The following is a 15484-nucleotide window of genomic DNA, read 5'->3' on the forward strand; positions in this document are numbered from 1 at the left end:
GTTGAACGAAATGGATTAAATTTGGAGGGCAAGTGTAATGAAGGAACACGATTCTACGGAACAAAATATAGAAGAGCAGTGGATTGAAGAGCTGCTGGCCAGAAGTGAAGACGAGAAGCTGACACCGAAACAGATTTCCATTCTGCAAGCGGCGATTGAGGTGTTTTCCGAAAAAGGATACTCTGCTGCTGCGACTAGTGAGATTGCCCAGAAGGCGGGCGTGGCGGAGGGAACGATTTTTCGATATTACAAGACCAAAAAAGATCTACTGCTGTCCATCGTAGGTCCCACCATGAGTCGTATGCTCGCTCCTTTTGTAATGCGAAATTTCAACGGGGTACTCGATGTTCCCTATGACAATTTTGAAGAATTCCTGCGGACGTTTATCATCAATCGGCTGGAGTTCGCCCGCAGGAATTTTAAAATTCTAAAGATTCTAATTCAGGAAATCCCTTTCCAACCGGTGCTCAGAGAGCAATTCGCGCAGAATATACTAAGCAAGGTGCTGGAGCGCGTCATCGAAATTGTTGAGCACTTCAAGGCAAAAGGCGAAGTCATTGAATTACCTACACCCGCTATTCTACGCTTCACTATTTCATCCGTTGTAGGGTATGTGCTTAATCGCCTGCTGCTACAGCCAGAGAAGGACTGGAATGACGAGGAAGAGATTAACCTGACAATCCATTTTATAATGCATGGGATTAGTCGAGCACCGGCCCCTATTTGATGCGCACGCCCGTTCTGTTATCATAAGGAATATATAATAATTCGGACTTTTCGAAGAACAAGTTACGAGGAAGGAATTATGTTATGGGCTTTAGTGTAACAGAACGGGTAATTAAGCTGCTGTGCGGCAAGTCTATTTTTGAAAAAGGGTTGGCTTATTACCAGTCTGGAAGCGTCGATATCATTGATATTGAAGAACGCAATGAATCCATCCCAGATCTGCCCCGATCTCGTTATGAAGCGCTCGTTCAAGGGGGCATTGACTACGAAGTCATGGTTGTCATCGATATTGATGGTGATGTTAAGGCAGAGTGTACTTGTCCTGCTTATTCGCATGGGGGGCCTTTCTGCAAACATATCGCAGCCGTACTGATCAGCATTGATGCCCTTGAGACTGCTGGAGAACGGCCAGATCGTACCGAAACTTCTAGCCTTTCTACTATTGAAGATACTGGAGTCTTAACCCCACGTATGGTTACAGATTCTACGCGAGACATGGGAGGAATGTCCAGAGATCATCATCTTGTGAGCAGCCTACTAGGCATGTTCAGCAACCATAGTCCTCGTCCAAGCGGTACTGGAGCTTTTGTGGATAATAGAATCCCGCTAAATGTAGAGTTCATCTGCAAGCCATTCACTTATAGCTACAGCAGCACCATGCTAGGTATAGAAATAAAAGTCGGCTTAAAACGTATATATATCGTTCAAAAAATAAGAGGTTTTCTAGAACGCGTACACCGTGGAGAAACCTTCGAATTCTCGAAGCATTTTATCTATGATCCTGCAATTCATAGCTTTCGGAAGGAAGATAACGCCGTTCTTCAGAAGCTTATTGAAATTGTCTTAAATGAAAAAATGTATCGCGATAACGTCACTCACCATTCTCCATATGGCGGCAACCTGGGAGGAGATCGCCTGCTGGCTGTCCCTCCTTTTTTCTGGGAGAAGGTTCAGCCCGCACTTTCAGAGGTTTCGTCGGTATATCTGCAACAAGGAGAGATTCTGTACGAAGGCATTCATATGTCAAATGAAGCACCTCCCCTTAACTTTGCGTTCGAGCAAGCCGAAGGCGAAGGATACCACCTGGATATTCAGGGGTTTGAGCAGATTTTGGTTCTGGAAGACTACGGGATTGTGCTGTCTGAAGGAAAAATACTGAAGCTTTCCGCTCAGGAATGCATGCGTCTAGCTGAGATGAAGAAAATGCTAGATTCCTCCCGGCGAGATGGCATCGATATTGCACCCGAGCAAATGGAGCCTTTTATGGACAAGGTTATTCCTGGTCTAAAAAAACTGGGAAACGTCCATATCGCTGACTCCATTGCTGATCGAATTGTTCAACATAAGCTTACGGCGAGGCTCTATCTAGACCGTGTGAGAGATCGACTGCTCGCCGGGCTGGAGTTCCAGTATGGTGATATCATCATCAATCCCTTAGACGAAAAAACCCATGTTCGCGGTACAGACTTGATTCTTATCAGAGACGGGGACGGGGAATCCCGAATTCTGGAGCTGATGGAGCATGAATCCTTCGCCAAAACCGAAGGTGGCTATATTATGACCGATGAGGATGGCGAGTACGATTTTTTGTATCATACGATTCCGTTGCTAGAACCCTTGCTTACGGTATATGCGACCACCTCTGTCAAAGAAAGATTGTTCACGGGGACCACACCACCCAAGGTAAGTATTAGTTGGAATGAGAAAACGGACTGGCTTGATTTTAAATTCGACATGGGTGGTATTCCCGAATCTGAGATTGTTATGGTTCTAAAGTCACTTCAGGATAAACGTAAATACTACCGCTTGCCCGAAGGGGCGCTGCTACCGCTGGAAAGCGAGGAGCTCCAAGAAATCATCACCTTTATGAACGAGATGGGCATTCGAGAAGGTGAGATCAAAGGTGCAGCATTTTCTCTTCCGATTGTTCGTGGATTACATTTGACCTCTGCAGACGAGAAAAGCGACTCCGTCAAGCTTAGCAGATCTTTCAGGCGGCTACTGGCGAACATGCACAATCCTGAGAACCTTGATTTTCCTATACCAGAGAGTTTAGCTCCTGTGCTCCGGGATTATCAGCAGTATGGATTTCAGTGGCTGAAAACGCTGGCCCACTACCGTTTCGGGGGGATTTTAGCGGATGATATGGGACTTGGCAAAACGCTGCAGAGTATCGCTTTTCTGCTCTCCGAGCTTCCGGATATTCGTCAGAATGGTCTGCCCGCTCTTATTGTCGCTCCCGCTTCTCTCACGTACAACTGGCATAATGAGCTTAAAAAGTTCACGCCTGAGATCAAAGCTGTTATTGCTGATGGAAGTTTAACAGAACGAGGTCGGATTTTAAAAAATACAGCGAAGGCTGATGTAATCATCACCTCATACCCGCTACTTCGTAGAGATGTTCAGTTGTATGCTAAGAAGTCTTTTCATACCCTGATTCTCGATGAAGCGCAAACTATAAAGAACCACACTACGCAGACCGCCCAAGCCGTGATGGCTCTGCAGGCCCGGCATCGTTTTGCACTTACTGGGACTCCTGTGGAGAATGCGCTGGAAGATCTTTGGTCCATCTTCGGCACTGTGTTCCCCGGGCTCTTTCCAGGCAAGAAAGCTTTCCACGATTTACCGAGGGAAACGGTTGCGAAGCGGGCACGTCCCTTTTTGCTGCGGCGCTTAAAGAGTGATGTGTTAAAAGAACTTCCTGAGAAAATCGAATCCCTTCAAGCCTGTGAGCTCTTACCTGAGCAGAAGAAGTTATATGTCGCTTATCTCGCCCGTTTGAAAAAAGAGGCGCTAAAGCATCTGACCCAGGATAGTTTCGGTAATAATAATCGGATTAAAATCCTTGCTGGTCTCACTCGTCTGCGCCAGCTATGCTGTCACCCGGCTCTATTTGTGGAAGGGTATGAAGGAAGCTCCGCCAAGTTCGAGCAGCTGCTCGAAATCATAGAGGAATGCCGCAGTTCGGGTAAACGAATACTAGTATTCTCCCAATTCACAGAGATGCTCGGTCTGATTGGACGTGAACTCGGATATCAAGGAATTCCATATTTTTATCTAGATGGTCAAACGCCTGTGTCTCAAAGGGTAGATTTATGTAATAAGTTTAATGAAGGAGAGCGAGATATTTTCCTGATCTCTTTAAAGGCTGGCGGAACCGGACTTAACTTAACTGGGGCAGATACTGTAATCCTTTACGATCTATGGTGGAACCCTGCCGTCGAGCAACAAGCTGCGGATCGGGCTCACCGAATCGGGCAGAAAAAAGTAGTGCAAGTGATCCGACTCGTCACCCAAGGCACTGTGGAAGATAAGATGTATGAGCTACAACAGAAGAAAAGGAACTTGATCGATGAGGTGATCCAACCAGGTCAGGAAGGATTATCTACGCTTACAGAACAAGACATCCGAGAGATTCTGATGATCTAACATAATTGATTGTCCAGATTTCACCAAGCATACCCCCTATTGCTTTTTTTGAAATATTAGTTATACTGATTAAAATTATTCAAGCATCGATGAACGGGAGAGTAGTTAACGTGTTCTAGTCCTCAGCGAGCCGGGTAAGTGTAAGCCGGTACAGATCACCTAATGAAGCGCACCCGTGAGATGGATTTCTGAACCCAAGTAGGAAGTCCCGGCTGAAGACCGTTATCCTGTAAGGTGGCTAAACGTCTGTTTAGCAACGAGAGTGGTACCGCGAGCGCTTAAGCCCTCGTCTCTTTTGAGATGAGGGCTTTTTTGTATTTTTAAAGGAGGGTATGAAATGTTAAGTCAAATCATCAAAACCAGCATTGAACAAAGTGTAAAAAAAGTATTCCACACCTTAGAAGTTGCCTATCCAAACGATGTTGCTATTCTGATCGAACAGCCAGCTAATCTAGAGCATGGTGATTATTCCTGCAATATTGCTATGCAGCTAGCCAAAACCCTGCGCAAATCCCCTCTCGCCATAGCCGAATTAGTAAAAGCGGAAATTAAATTACAAGAGAGTTACGCAGGTCTTTTACAAAAAGTCGAGGTAGCCGCTCCCGGATTTATTAATTTGTACATGGATTGGCAGGTATGGGCTAAACATTCCTTTGATCTGCCAGATAACACGGGGGAAAAGGTTATCATCGAGCACACCTCTATTAACCCCAACAAAGCTGCTCATGTCGGTCACCTAAGAAATGCTTGTATTGGTGATGCGCTGGTCAGAATAATGAAAAGAACCGGATACAACGTAGAGGTCCATAACTACATTGATGATCTGGGCAACCAGCTGGCGGATACAGTCGTTGGTTTATTAAATGTACCTTTGGAGGGTGATCATCAACGTTTCGGTGATTATTGCTGGGATCTTTATGCCAAAGTGAACAAAGAATATGCACGGAATCTAGAGATGACACACAAACGCACGGATATCCTGCATGCCCTTGAACAAGGCGGAGGCAATGAGGCGTGGCTGGGCAACCTTGTCGCTGAACGTATTGTGAGAGAACATGTAGAGGAAATGAAGCGTTTCGGTATTCACTATGACCTGCTGGTATGGGAGAGCAATATTTTAAAAGAGGGATTCTGGGCATCCGCATCTGAGCTATTGAAGCAAACAGCAGTTTTTGTACAGGAGACTGAAGGTAAGCTGGCGGGCTGCTGGGTGCTGAAGCAAGGGACAGAGGTTATCATTGGGGCGGATTCAGAGGATCATCATATGGATAAGGTGCTAGTTCGTTCGAATGGGATTTTGACGTACACGGCCAAGGACATCGCCTATCATCTCTGGAAATTCGGTCTACTAGCTAAAGATTTCACCTACAGTGAATTCTCGTCCGGTTTATGGACAACTGGATTAACTGGAACCCAGGAGCCCTATGGACATGCGGACCGTGTCATTAACGTGATCGATTATAGACAGGAATATCCGCAACAGATGGTTAAGCAGGCTTTAGGCGCACTAGGTTATAACGATCAAGCAGAGAAACTCCATCATGTAAGTTATGGCGTTGTTGCTCTTAGTCCAGCCTCGGCCGCCGAGCTAGGAATAGATATTTCAGAAGGGAAATCCTCTTATGCTATGTCCGGACGCCAAGGAATTGGCATTAAGGTGATCGATTTAGTGAAGCTTATGGAACAGAACATAGAACATTCGCGTTCCGATAAAGATGGACTTTCCAGCCACATTATTGCAGCTGCTGCCATTCGCTATTATCTGCTGCGGTTTAATCTGGGAACGGAAATCGTGTTTGATTTCAAGCAGGCTACCGAAATATCCGGCAATACTGGGGTTTATCTGATGTACACCTATGCGCGTGCCAACAGTGTTTTGGGCAAATCAACGATCCCATTAATTACTGATGCCTCACAGCTTCAATTCCCACTCGAAATGGAAAAAGCAGAGCTTGCTTTGCTGAGGCAGCTTAGTCTCTGGCAGGAGACATTGTATTCTGCCAGCTTAGAATTGACGCCGAATATACTCTGCACTTACGCGCATACCTTAGCCACACTCTTCAATAACTTCTATTCTATATGTCCTATTTTAAAAGGTGAAGCGGCTACCATCGCATTTCGCCTCTGGCTCACTTCGAGATTTAAAGACACCTTAGGTGATGTGCTAGAAGTACTTGGGTTACCGACACCGAGCCGTATGTAGAAGGTATAGAAAAAAGGGCAATCTCCGCGTTATCGCGAGATTGCCCTTCTATTGTTTATGTTACTTATAAATGTCTATCACATTTCCAGCTTCCACGCAAAGACGATCAAAGTCCTCACGCTTGATCCGGATACCACCACTACGGTAGCGATTAAGCGTACCTTCGGCTTGCACTTCCGTACCGTTAACAGTAATCCGACTGTTATCAGAGCCCGTAAGGTGATAAATAAAGTCTACCTTAGTGCCTGCATATTCAAAGCTAAAGCGCATTCCGTTCAGCGACTCCGGCAGAATTGGGTCAACGATTAAGTCTCCACCTTCCGTACGGATCCCCAGTGCATTCGAGATTAACTGGTTCATATAGATCCCAGGACCGCTTGAGTAGATTCTCCAGCCACCTTTAACAGCTACGTCACTATTACGCAGTTTATCGAAATTCTCCTGCGCTTCATAACGGGTGTTAAATTTACCATCCGAGCTACTGAAGTAGGAGTTAGCCTGACGTAGTTCAGCATTTGGCACCACGTCGCGGATTCCGATCGGATTAATCGCCGCTAAGCCATTCCAGACCTGATCCGTTTTACCTAGCTTAGCCATAGCTTCTACATAACGAATGTGTGCATGTACATATTGAAGTCCAATTTCCCGACCAAAGTTAGAAGCTTGCTCCGCACGTTTGAAGTGACTGCTAACGCCGCCAACATATTGGGCTGGACGGTTCATCAGACGTACGCCATCTGGACAGAAGAGTTTATCTTGGATTACTTCATAGTGCGCTTCGGCTTGTTCTGGTGTCAGCAGTTCACTGATCATACTGCGAGTCATTGGCAGCAGACGGTACTGAATCCCTGTTTCCATATCGCTTGGATGCACCAAAAGCTTCACCTGCTCTGGGTCCTCCATATACAAGAAGCCAGGAATTACCTCAGATTGGAGCATATGTGTGTTGAAGTCCTCACGGATTCCCTCCACCATCGCTTTCAGCTCCTCCGAACCTGCTGGATCAACTGAACGAATTACTTCCGAGAACTGATTAAGAGTCTGATAGGTAAGCGCCACTGTCCAGCTACTAACCATATACTGCTTCAGCTGAGGATTCGCAGGCTGGAGCGTATCATCCCAGTCTCCATCACCGTAAGAAGACAAATGCGTATCATGCAGGAAGTGATTCTTAATATAAGCAATTTCCTTCCGTGCATGATCCAGCAGCGTTGCTTTTTCCTCTGTAAAGTCAAAGCTATGCTTACGAGTATACGGCACCTTTTCTTGCAATATACTGTAGTCTTGAGTTACCGCTAAATAGTCTCCAAGCACTTTGAGTGGCCATACAATAATATCTCCGTGGCTCTCCTCTTGCTGAATCTTCGTATATTTATCAAACATGAACCACTGTGGCCAGTTACCGTCGTCTTCATATTGATGAGCATATAACGTCCGCAATATTTCGCGAACCTGTTCGTATTTTTGCGTAGCCATAAAATATTCCACTGGTCCCTGACACACATCACGGGTTCCCCAAGCAGCGCCGCCATATTGTTCCAATCCGTGAGGGACAGAATAATGGACGAGCATATTATGTGTATACCACCAAGCTAAAGCATTTACCTTAAATAACTCACCTTCTGACCCATCGCCAAGCGTCAAGCGGAAGCCATTCATAACCCCGCTATAGAACTCGCGGTATGCAGAAATTTCCTCTTCAGCTGTACGGCTGCTCGATTGAATCTCCTTACCATCCAGAAGACCTTGAATGTTCAATGTCCACTCACTGCTCTCCGACAGTTCCAGAACAGCTAGCGGTGCATTAGAAGGCTCAGCATGAGAGACAAGTCTACCTTCATTTTGAAGCGTAAAATCCGCACCCTGTACTTGGAATTTATACTGCAGATCAGAATATTCTCCTGCACTTAGTGCGCTTCTGTCAGCCGAGAAGGTTACGGTTCCCTCTTCTTGCTTGAATTGATACGGAAGCTCGTATTCATTAACGTTCATAGTGATTTGATTAGTGACCAAATAGCGATAAGCTTTTCCGCTTTCCGTACGCACATTCAAGAATATCTCCGGAGAATCTGCAGTAGTGTAGTTCGTAATAATGAAGCATTCGCCATCTGTTCTGTAATACCAACGCGCATAGTTGAAACCAACTTCGAACAGCGAAGGCATGGTCAAGAGGCGATATTCGCCATTCCACTGCACATAGATTCTTTGTCCCGAAGCTTTTGGAATGTTAAGGGCATTTCTAGGATTGGACATTAGCTTGTTGAAATTGGTGTTCCCAATGACTACTTGGGAGTTAAAGATTCCGTACATATAAGAAGTTGTCGTGATGACTTTATCATTAAGTCGAGCGTTATCCCCACTCATTAGAATATGACCGTGCGGCCGCTCTACTCGTAATTCCTTCTCTTTCAGTACAACATGCTCATAATTTTCCGTGAAGAAAGACAGTAGTAGGTCTCCCTCTTTCTCCTCTTGATAGCGAACTGGATACAAGACTTCGATCTCTTTTTCTGACAGAGAATCTGCTACCAGCGGCGCTCCCAGTTCCTTCGAGAGGAAAGAACGCTCAAATGCCGTTTCAGCTTCTAAAGGCAAATCTTTTACCGTATCCCAAGCCGCAGCAATATCCTTCGTAAATTCTAACGAGGTAATCGCTTCTGGATGATCTTGCTTGAACAATCCATAAAATACAAATTGGGCTTCACCGCTCAGCTTCACCCGCTCTGATTGCAGCGCAGTATAAGCAAATTCATATTGATAGATTTCATTACTTAATTGCTCACGACTCAGACTTTCCGGTTGATTGGTCTCTTTATAGGACAATCCAAAGAATTGAAAACCATCTGTCGAGAAGCTTGCTACCTTAGTGATTGAGCCCTGTTGCAGATATGGGAATTTACCACCTTGTGGCTGATTCTGTCTGGAGCAAACAACGTACCCCTTGGCTTGATCCTCGAATACCGCATGATCAATATACTGTGACAGGTAGGCTTCATTACTGCGAACTGCGCCGATATCGGCAATACCCACATCTTGTCCGTACACGAGATCCACATCTGCATCTTGCCCTGAAAGCTTCACGTCCCAGAACCAAGCGTCTTGAGCCGTCGGAGTAAAAATAACCTGATACTCGATATTTTCCGCAGTACCTTCCCAAACCAAGCGGTTCCCAGCCTTACGTACAGTGCTTGAAGAATGAATGCCAAGCAAAGGAACAGCTTGAATGCTTCCATTACTATGAATACGTAAATATAGATTGGATAAGGAGCCATCCACAATACTTGGCAGCAATTGATTGATCATCGTCCGTTCATGAAGAACTTGGAACAAGTCCCCACTGTTTGTAAAAATGAATGATAAGTCCCCGGCGTTTAAATGGATGTTAGAATTCATATTAGTAGTCATATTCGTGCACTCCTCTATTACGACAGCCAGTGTCGTATATATTCTACTTAAGCTAATGTTAAGCGAAAATCTCGTTCTTTAACCTCTTGGCTATTAGGACCTACGAACAATTTGAATTGTCCCGAATCACTGCTAAAGCTTAAATCGCTATGATAGTAACAAAGCTGTTCTTCCGTAAGTGTAAAGCTCACTTCCCGGCTTTCTCCCGGGGAGAGACTGATCTTAGCGAAGTCTTTCAGCTCCTTCATCGGTCTGACGACTTCTCCTGAAATGTCTCGGATGTAGAGCTGCACTACCTCTTCTCCTTGCACATTGCCAGTATTGGTCACCGTAACAGTTACCTTAATGGGCTGATCCTTCGTCATTATTTCTCCGGAAAGGATCGGTTCACTGTAGCTAAATGTCGTATAACTTAGACCGAAACCAAATGGCAGAAACGGCTCATTAGGAATGTCCAGATATTGTGAGACATAACGTTTGTCCGCACCCGGTGCAAGAGGACGTCCAGTATTGAAATGATTGTAATAGACTGGAATTTGTCCAACAGATACAGGGAAAGACATAGTCAATCTTCCTGAAGGATTCTCGTCCCCATAAAGAAGACTAGTAATCGCCACACCGCCCTCGCTTCCTGGGAACCAAGCTTCCAGAATGGCATCCGCGTTCTCGATCACACCACTTAGATCCAGTGGTCGTCCGTTAAACAACACCACCACAATAGGCTTATCCAGCGTCTTCATACGTTGCAAAAGCTCACGCTGCGCTTCCGGCAAGCGGATATCTGAACGACTTCCCGCTTCTCCACTCATCTCCGAATGTTCACCGAGCGCCAGCACAATCACATCAGCTTCCAGTGCTGCCGCTTTCGCCTCCAGCCACTGCTCTTCTGTAAAGCTATCTATTCCGGAGCCTTCTGCAACGGTAATCTTACCCGCACCAGCACGAGTTTTCATTACTGTGGCAAGTCGGCTGGCCTCTTCTGTTGAACCCAACCAGGACCACGGTCCAAGAATATCTCCGCTTTTAGCAAACGGTCCTATTAGCGCAACCCGCTGATCTGCAGCAAGCGGCAGAACCAGATCATTCTTGAGTAGTACGCAAGATTTAATCGCTAGTTCTCGCGCTGCTGTCCGGTGATCTTCACAGAAGATTACCTCACGCTCTTTCTCCACATCTGCCCCACGTAACGGATTCTCAAACAAGCCCAATCTTTGCTTCAATTTCAAAATACGAAGTACGGCTTCGTCAATGATGCTTTCGTCCACCTGTCCATCAGCTACAAGAGTTGGCAATTGGTGCACATAACATTCCGTCATCATCTCGATATCCACGCTAGCTTTGATGGCTTTTAGTGCTGCCTCAGCCTCATCTTCAGCGACACCATGCGGGATCAGTTCCTTCACCGCGCCCCAATCCGAGATCAAGACACCGTCAAAGCCCCATTCCTCACGCAGTAGCTGACGAAGTAGCTTAACGTTTCCGCTTATCGGAATCCCGTCAATCGTATTGAACGAAGTCATAACCATTTCTGCGCCCTCATCCAGCGCTGCACGGTAGGCTGGCAGATAATATTCCCGTAGCTGACGTTCTGATAAATCCACCGTATTATAATCCCGTCCGCCTTCGGATAGACCATAGGCGGCAAAGTGCTTAACGCAAGCTGCCAGACGGTTAACGTCACCCGTCAAATCACTACCCTGAAATCCGCGTACAAACGCACGGGCAAACCTACCATTCAAATAAGGATCTTCACCGGTAGATTCCATCACTCTTCCCCAGCGCGGATCCCGTACAAGATCCGCCATTGGTGCGAAAGTGACGTGCACACCGGAGACTGCCGCTTCTTTAGCCGCAATCTCGGCACTCAGCTCCGCTCGCTCCATATCCCACGAACAACCAATTGCCAGTGGCACCGGAAAAATCGTCTTAAAGCCATGCACGATATCCGCCATCATCAATAGTGGTATACCCAATCTATTTTTACGTAAATGAGCTTCCTGAACCGCAATGACTTGCGCTGCGCCCGAAAGTCCAAGTACAGAACCACTGCTCTCGACCATGTGATCCGTAATCCCCATGGATGCCATAGGGCCAGTGATTTGCCCTCCCTCTTCCGCTCCTTCATAGAAATTAGCGGCAAGCTGCTGCAATTGAGCAATCTTCTCTTCAAGCGTCATCTGGTTCAACAGCGACATCAGTTGCTGGTCTTTCATCTCAAATCCTCCATAATCCCATTCTGCAATTGCTCATGAATGCATACCAACATACATAGGGCTAAATGCTATCTGTTTAAATTGTTCAGTTCTTTTAGTTGTACAAGAAATCAAAAGTTGTCTTCAGATGCTCTTCCCAGAATCTCCATTCATGAGTTCCAGGGGTCTCAACATACTGATATTTATAAGGACTTGCCTGCATGTAAGAAGCAAATTCCCGATTCATCTCCACGAATGGATCTTCCGAACCACAGCAGGTCAGAATCGAAGGCAACTTACGTTTATCGTCGACCGATTTAGTAGCTAAAGCATACAGATCTTGATCAGGCTTGACTTGTAAGCGTTTTCCGAAAGTGCCCATCATCTCCCTCGCCATATCCGAGGACATCTGCGGGTCGTTCAATCTTTTCTGAATATCTGTGACTCCCGATAAGGAAACCACTTTGCTGTAACGCTCGGGATAAGTAAGCGCGCATTTTAGAGCCCCATATCCGCCCATCGATAGACCGGCAACATACGTCTTCTGCGGATCATCATCCAATCTCATCATTCGGCCACAAAGCTCAGGAAGCTCTTGAGTAACATAGTGGAAGTAACCCAGTCCGTACTCCATATCTGTATAATAGCTTCTGCCTACCTGAGGCATTATGACTGTGCAGCCATACTTGTTAGCATACTGCTCAATGGTTGTCAGCCTGTACCATGTGCTAGCATTATCTCCAGCACCATGTAATAGATAGAGCGTTCCTCCGGTGGTGTTGCCCGAATCGACGGGGGAGATGATACTGATGGACGTTGTCATTCTTAAGGTAGGAGAACCAGTCTCAACGGTTAGAAGTGCCATATGTCATCTCCTTACGGAACCTTTTTTATTTATTAATCTTCTTACAAGATCCCCGCTTAACCAAAACAGACTCGAATACCACATGTTTGTTCTCCGATTGTCCCGAAATCAGGTCAAACAGAATTTCAACACTGGCTTTCGCCATATCCACCCCAGGTTGGCTAATCGTATCCAGCGATGGGTGATAATATTCTGCCATCTCTATACCGTCAAATCCGATGATCGAAATATCATTTGGAATCGATAGACCCAAAGACAATAAAGCTTTGGCAGCTCCGATAGCAATTGTATCTGATGCGGCGAATACAGCGGTGATGTCTTTTTTCTTATTGAGCAGTCTTTTCGTAGCCGTAAAGCCGGAACTTGGACTATATTCACAATCCTCTACCATGGACGCATCATACTCGATCCCGTGTTCCTCAAGCGCCTTGATATAGCCCATAAGACGTCGGTTTCCGGTCGTATGCTGAACCAAAGGAAATCTGGCCAAAAAGCAAATATTTCGGTGTCCGAGTGAGATCAGATAGCTCACAGCTTTATAAGACTCTTGCATATCATCAATGATCACACTGGAGAATACGGCAGGATCAACATCCTTTGTAGTCGTGATGGTAGTCAGAACGAATGGGATCGGCAATTGTTTGAACTTCTCTTCGGAATGGTCATATGTTCCACCCATAAAGATTACGCCGTATAAATTCTTTTCTTTCACTAGCTGCAGAGCAGCATTGATCTCATCCACTCCATCTTCTACATGCTGGATCAAAAGTGGGCAGCCACGTAAATTCACTTGACGCTCTACTTCTTTGATCATGTCTGCAAAAAATGGGTTTGCAATTCCCTTAACCATAAGCGCTATCGTATTAGAACGCGTTTTCTTCAGATTGCTCGCATTTCCATTCGGAATATAATTATGCTCTCTAACAACAGCCATTACTTTAGCTCTAGTTGCATCACTTACGACACCTGAGTTATTAATTACCCTGGAGACTGTGGCGATACCAACTCCTGATAGCCTTGCAATATCCTTTATATTCATAATTCCCCCTGTTTCACCCCTATAATGAGTTCCCCTTTGAGCTGATAAAAATCAGTTCAGTGGAAACGCATGAAATGATGGGAAACGTTTCCCATGACATCATTTTGAATGTTTTCGTATTTAAATCGCTTAATACGTTCATTATGGACAGATATTTTTTAGAAGTCAACCTATGTTTCTTGACTAAAAATGATTCGCGTCTTGAATTCACTTTAAATTTTAAGGAGATTGATCTTGAGTAGTAGTTTTCCTGCCTTTATTGACTTTAAAAAAAGAATAGAATACCATCAATTTAACTATTTTATTTCTCATGATAGGAAACGTTTCCACAATATTTTCAATCAATTCGATCAACGAATTTCCGTATCCCAGCTTGGACTATTTAAAGAAAGAGGGTTAAATTCCATGATAAACATGGCTCGCTTCGAAGCTCAGATCCGCGAACGTGGATTGAACGTGTTCAATGTCCGTGTGCTTCAAAACGGAACTCTTGTAGGGAAAGTGGATCTCGCAGAGGATATCCGGCGCTTGCAGCATTCTGTTAGCAAATCTTTTACATGCATGGCGGTGGGCCTGGCCATCGAAGAAGGAAAGCTAACACTAGATACAACACTAAAAGATGTGTTTCCGGATTACGCATTTACTCATAAAGAGGCCCTTCCCTCCATGCAACCTGGGGAATTGACCTTGTTTGATTTACTGCGTATGAGTACAGGGCATGATTCCCCTCCATTTTGGGCTGAAGAGAGATTAGCCTTAAAGGATATAGACTGGATACAACATTATTTGTCTCTGTCTTTAGACAGACCTCCTGGGGAACAGTTTACCTACAGCAGTGGGGATACCATTATGATCTCTGCAATGGTTCAGGCCCGTATCGGACAAACCGTAAAAGATTACCTCATTCCCCGTCTCTTTGCCCCACTAGGCATAGAAAATGTCGATTGGGCAACGACCCCACAAGGGATCACCCTCGGTTGTGCCGGACTTCAGATCAACACGGAAGAACTAAGTCGATTTGGACAGCTTCTTTTGCAAAAAGGAATGTGGCAGGGGCAGCAGCTTATTCCTGCAGCTTGGATCGATTTTATCACGCAAAAGCAGATCGAAAACGATGGGAGCGGCGATTGGGGGCAAGGTTACGGCTGTCAATTCTGGCTGTGCTCTCACGATGCTTATCGTGCCGACGGCGCTCACGGTCAATTCTGCCTTGTTGCCCCGGATGCTCAAGTGGTGATTGCCATTAACAGTTTGGAAGATAATATGCAAGCTATTCTAGACACCGTCTGGGAGGAAATCTGGCCGCTTTTATAAAGGTGGGCACGTACGCAAAAAGAGGCTGTTTCAAAAGTAGTGAATGCTACTTATGTGACAGCTTCTTTTTTCAGAGTAATTAGGGAAAAACTCCCTGTATTTAACCGATAATAGCTTAAAATGAATGAAAAGAGGGAAATCCTCCCTAAAAAATGGGGTAATATCTATATTCGCCAACGAATTAGTATAATTACAGGGAGAAATTCCCGAATTATTAGTCTATTGAGCAGAAAGGTCTGAATTATAGGGATATTTTCCACTAGCATTGCACAGAACCTGACACATGAAGGGGTTGTTTGGCAAATATGGAT

The 15484-nt window shown here is 45.4% G+C and carries 8 protein-coding genes and 1 other annotated feature; of the genes, 4 read left to right on the plus strand and 4 right to left on the minus strand.

The window, feature by feature from the left end; genetic code table 11:
• Positions 1-37 precede the first annotated feature (37 nt).
• The 3 genes from MHH52_RS23460 to argS all read left to right on the plus strand — a co-directional run bounded on the left by MHH52_RS23460 (position 38) and on the right by argS (position 6358).
• Positions 38-727 (plus strand): TetR/AcrR family transcriptional regulator, encoded by a 690-nt coding sequence (locus MHH52_RS23460; RefSeq protein ID WP_340004689.1) that lies wholly within the window; start codon positions 38-40, stop codon positions 725-727.
• Between the two features lie 83 nt (positions 728-810).
• Positions 811-4155 carry an SNF2 helicase associated domain-containing protein gene (locus tag MHH52_RS23465; protein ID WP_340004691.1) on the plus strand — a complete coding sequence of 1115 codons (3345 nt, stop codon included), beginning with the start codon at positions 811-813 and terminating at the stop codon, positions 4153-4155.
• A gap of 80 nt (positions 4156-4235) precedes the next feature.
• Positions 4236-4452: a binding site (T-box leader), on the plus strand.
• Positions 4453-4492: 40 nt separating this feature from the next.
• The gene (gene argS, locus MHH52_RS23470; protein ID WP_340004692.1) at positions 4493-6358 is read left to right on the plus strand and encodes an arginine--tRNA ligase; all 1866 of its coding nucleotides are present in this window, start codon (positions 4493-4495) and stop codon (positions 6356-6358) included.
• Between the two features lie 60 nt (positions 6359-6418).
• Here argS and MHH52_RS23475 read toward each other — a convergent pair whose 3' ends face one another.
• From MHH52_RS23475 to MHH52_RS23490, 4 genes are all read right to left on the minus strand, one after another.
• The gene (locus tag MHH52_RS23475) at positions 6419-9763 is read right to left on the minus strand and encodes a cellobiose phosphorylase (RefSeq protein WP_340004693.1); all 3345 of its coding nucleotides are present in this window, start codon (positions 9761-9763) and stop codon (positions 6419-6421) included.
• Positions 9764-9810: 47 nt separating this feature from the next.
• Positions 9811-11976 (minus strand): glycoside hydrolase family 3 N-terminal domain-containing protein, encoded by a 2166-nt coding sequence (locus tag MHH52_RS23480; protein ID WP_340004694.1) that lies wholly within the window; start codon positions 11974-11976, stop codon positions 9811-9813.
• Positions 11977-12070: 94 nt separating this feature from the next.
• Positions 12071-12820, minus strand: coding sequence for an alpha/beta hydrolase family protein (locus tag MHH52_RS23485; protein WP_340004695.1), 750 nt, complete (start codon positions 12818-12820; stop codon positions 12071-12073).
• Between the two features lie 25 nt (positions 12821-12845).
• Positions 12846-13859: a LacI family DNA-binding transcriptional regulator gene (locus MHH52_RS23490; RefSeq protein ID WP_340004697.1), complete on the minus strand. Its 1014-nt coding sequence runs from the start codon at positions 13857-13859 to the stop codon at positions 12846-12848.
• A 405-nt stretch (positions 13860-14264) separates the two neighbouring features.
• Between MHH52_RS23490 and MHH52_RS23495 the strand changes: the two genes are divergently transcribed.
• Positions 14265-15173, plus strand: a complete 909-nt coding sequence (locus tag MHH52_RS23495; RefSeq protein WP_340004699.1) for a serine hydrolase — start codon at positions 14265-14267, stop codon at positions 15171-15173.
• Positions 15174-15484 lie beyond the last annotated feature (311 nt).

The organism is Paenibacillus sp. FSL K6-0276 (assembly GCF_037977235.1).
Taxonomy (GTDB): domain Bacteria; phylum Bacillota; class Bacilli; order Paenibacillales; family Paenibacillaceae; genus Paenibacillus_AQ.

Bases quoted from the DNA above. Each gene is read 5' to 3' on its own strand.
- MHH52_RS23460 (WP_340004689.1), top strand. From the start codon at position 38: ATGAAGGAACACGATTCTACGGAACAAAATATAGAAGAGCAGTGGATT.
- MHH52_RS23465 (WP_340004691.1), top strand. From the start codon at position 811: ATGGGCTTTAGTGTAACAGAACGGGTAATTAAGCTGCTGTGCGGCAAG.
- argS (WP_340004692.1), top strand. From the start codon at position 4,493: ATGTTAAGTCAAATCATCAAAACCAGCATTGAACAAAGTGTAAAAAAA.
- MHH52_RS23475 (WP_340004693.1), bottom strand. From the start codon at position 9,763: ATGACTACTAATATGAATTCTAACATCCATTTAAACGCCGGGGACTTA.
- MHH52_RS23480 (WP_340004694.1), bottom strand. From the start codon at position 11,976: ATGAAAGACCAGCAACTGATGTCGCTGTTGAACCAGATGACGCTTGAA.
- MHH52_RS23485 (WP_340004695.1), bottom strand. From the start codon at position 12,820: ATGGCACTTCTAACCGTTGAGACTGGTTCTCCTACCTTAAGAATGACA.
- MHH52_RS23490 (WP_340004697.1), bottom strand. From the start codon at position 13,859: ATGAATATAAAGGATATTGCAAGGCTATCAGGAGTTGGTATCGCCACA.
- MHH52_RS23495 (WP_340004699.1), top strand. From the start codon at position 14,265: ATGATAAACATGGCTCGCTTCGAAGCTCAGATCCGCGAACGTGGATTG.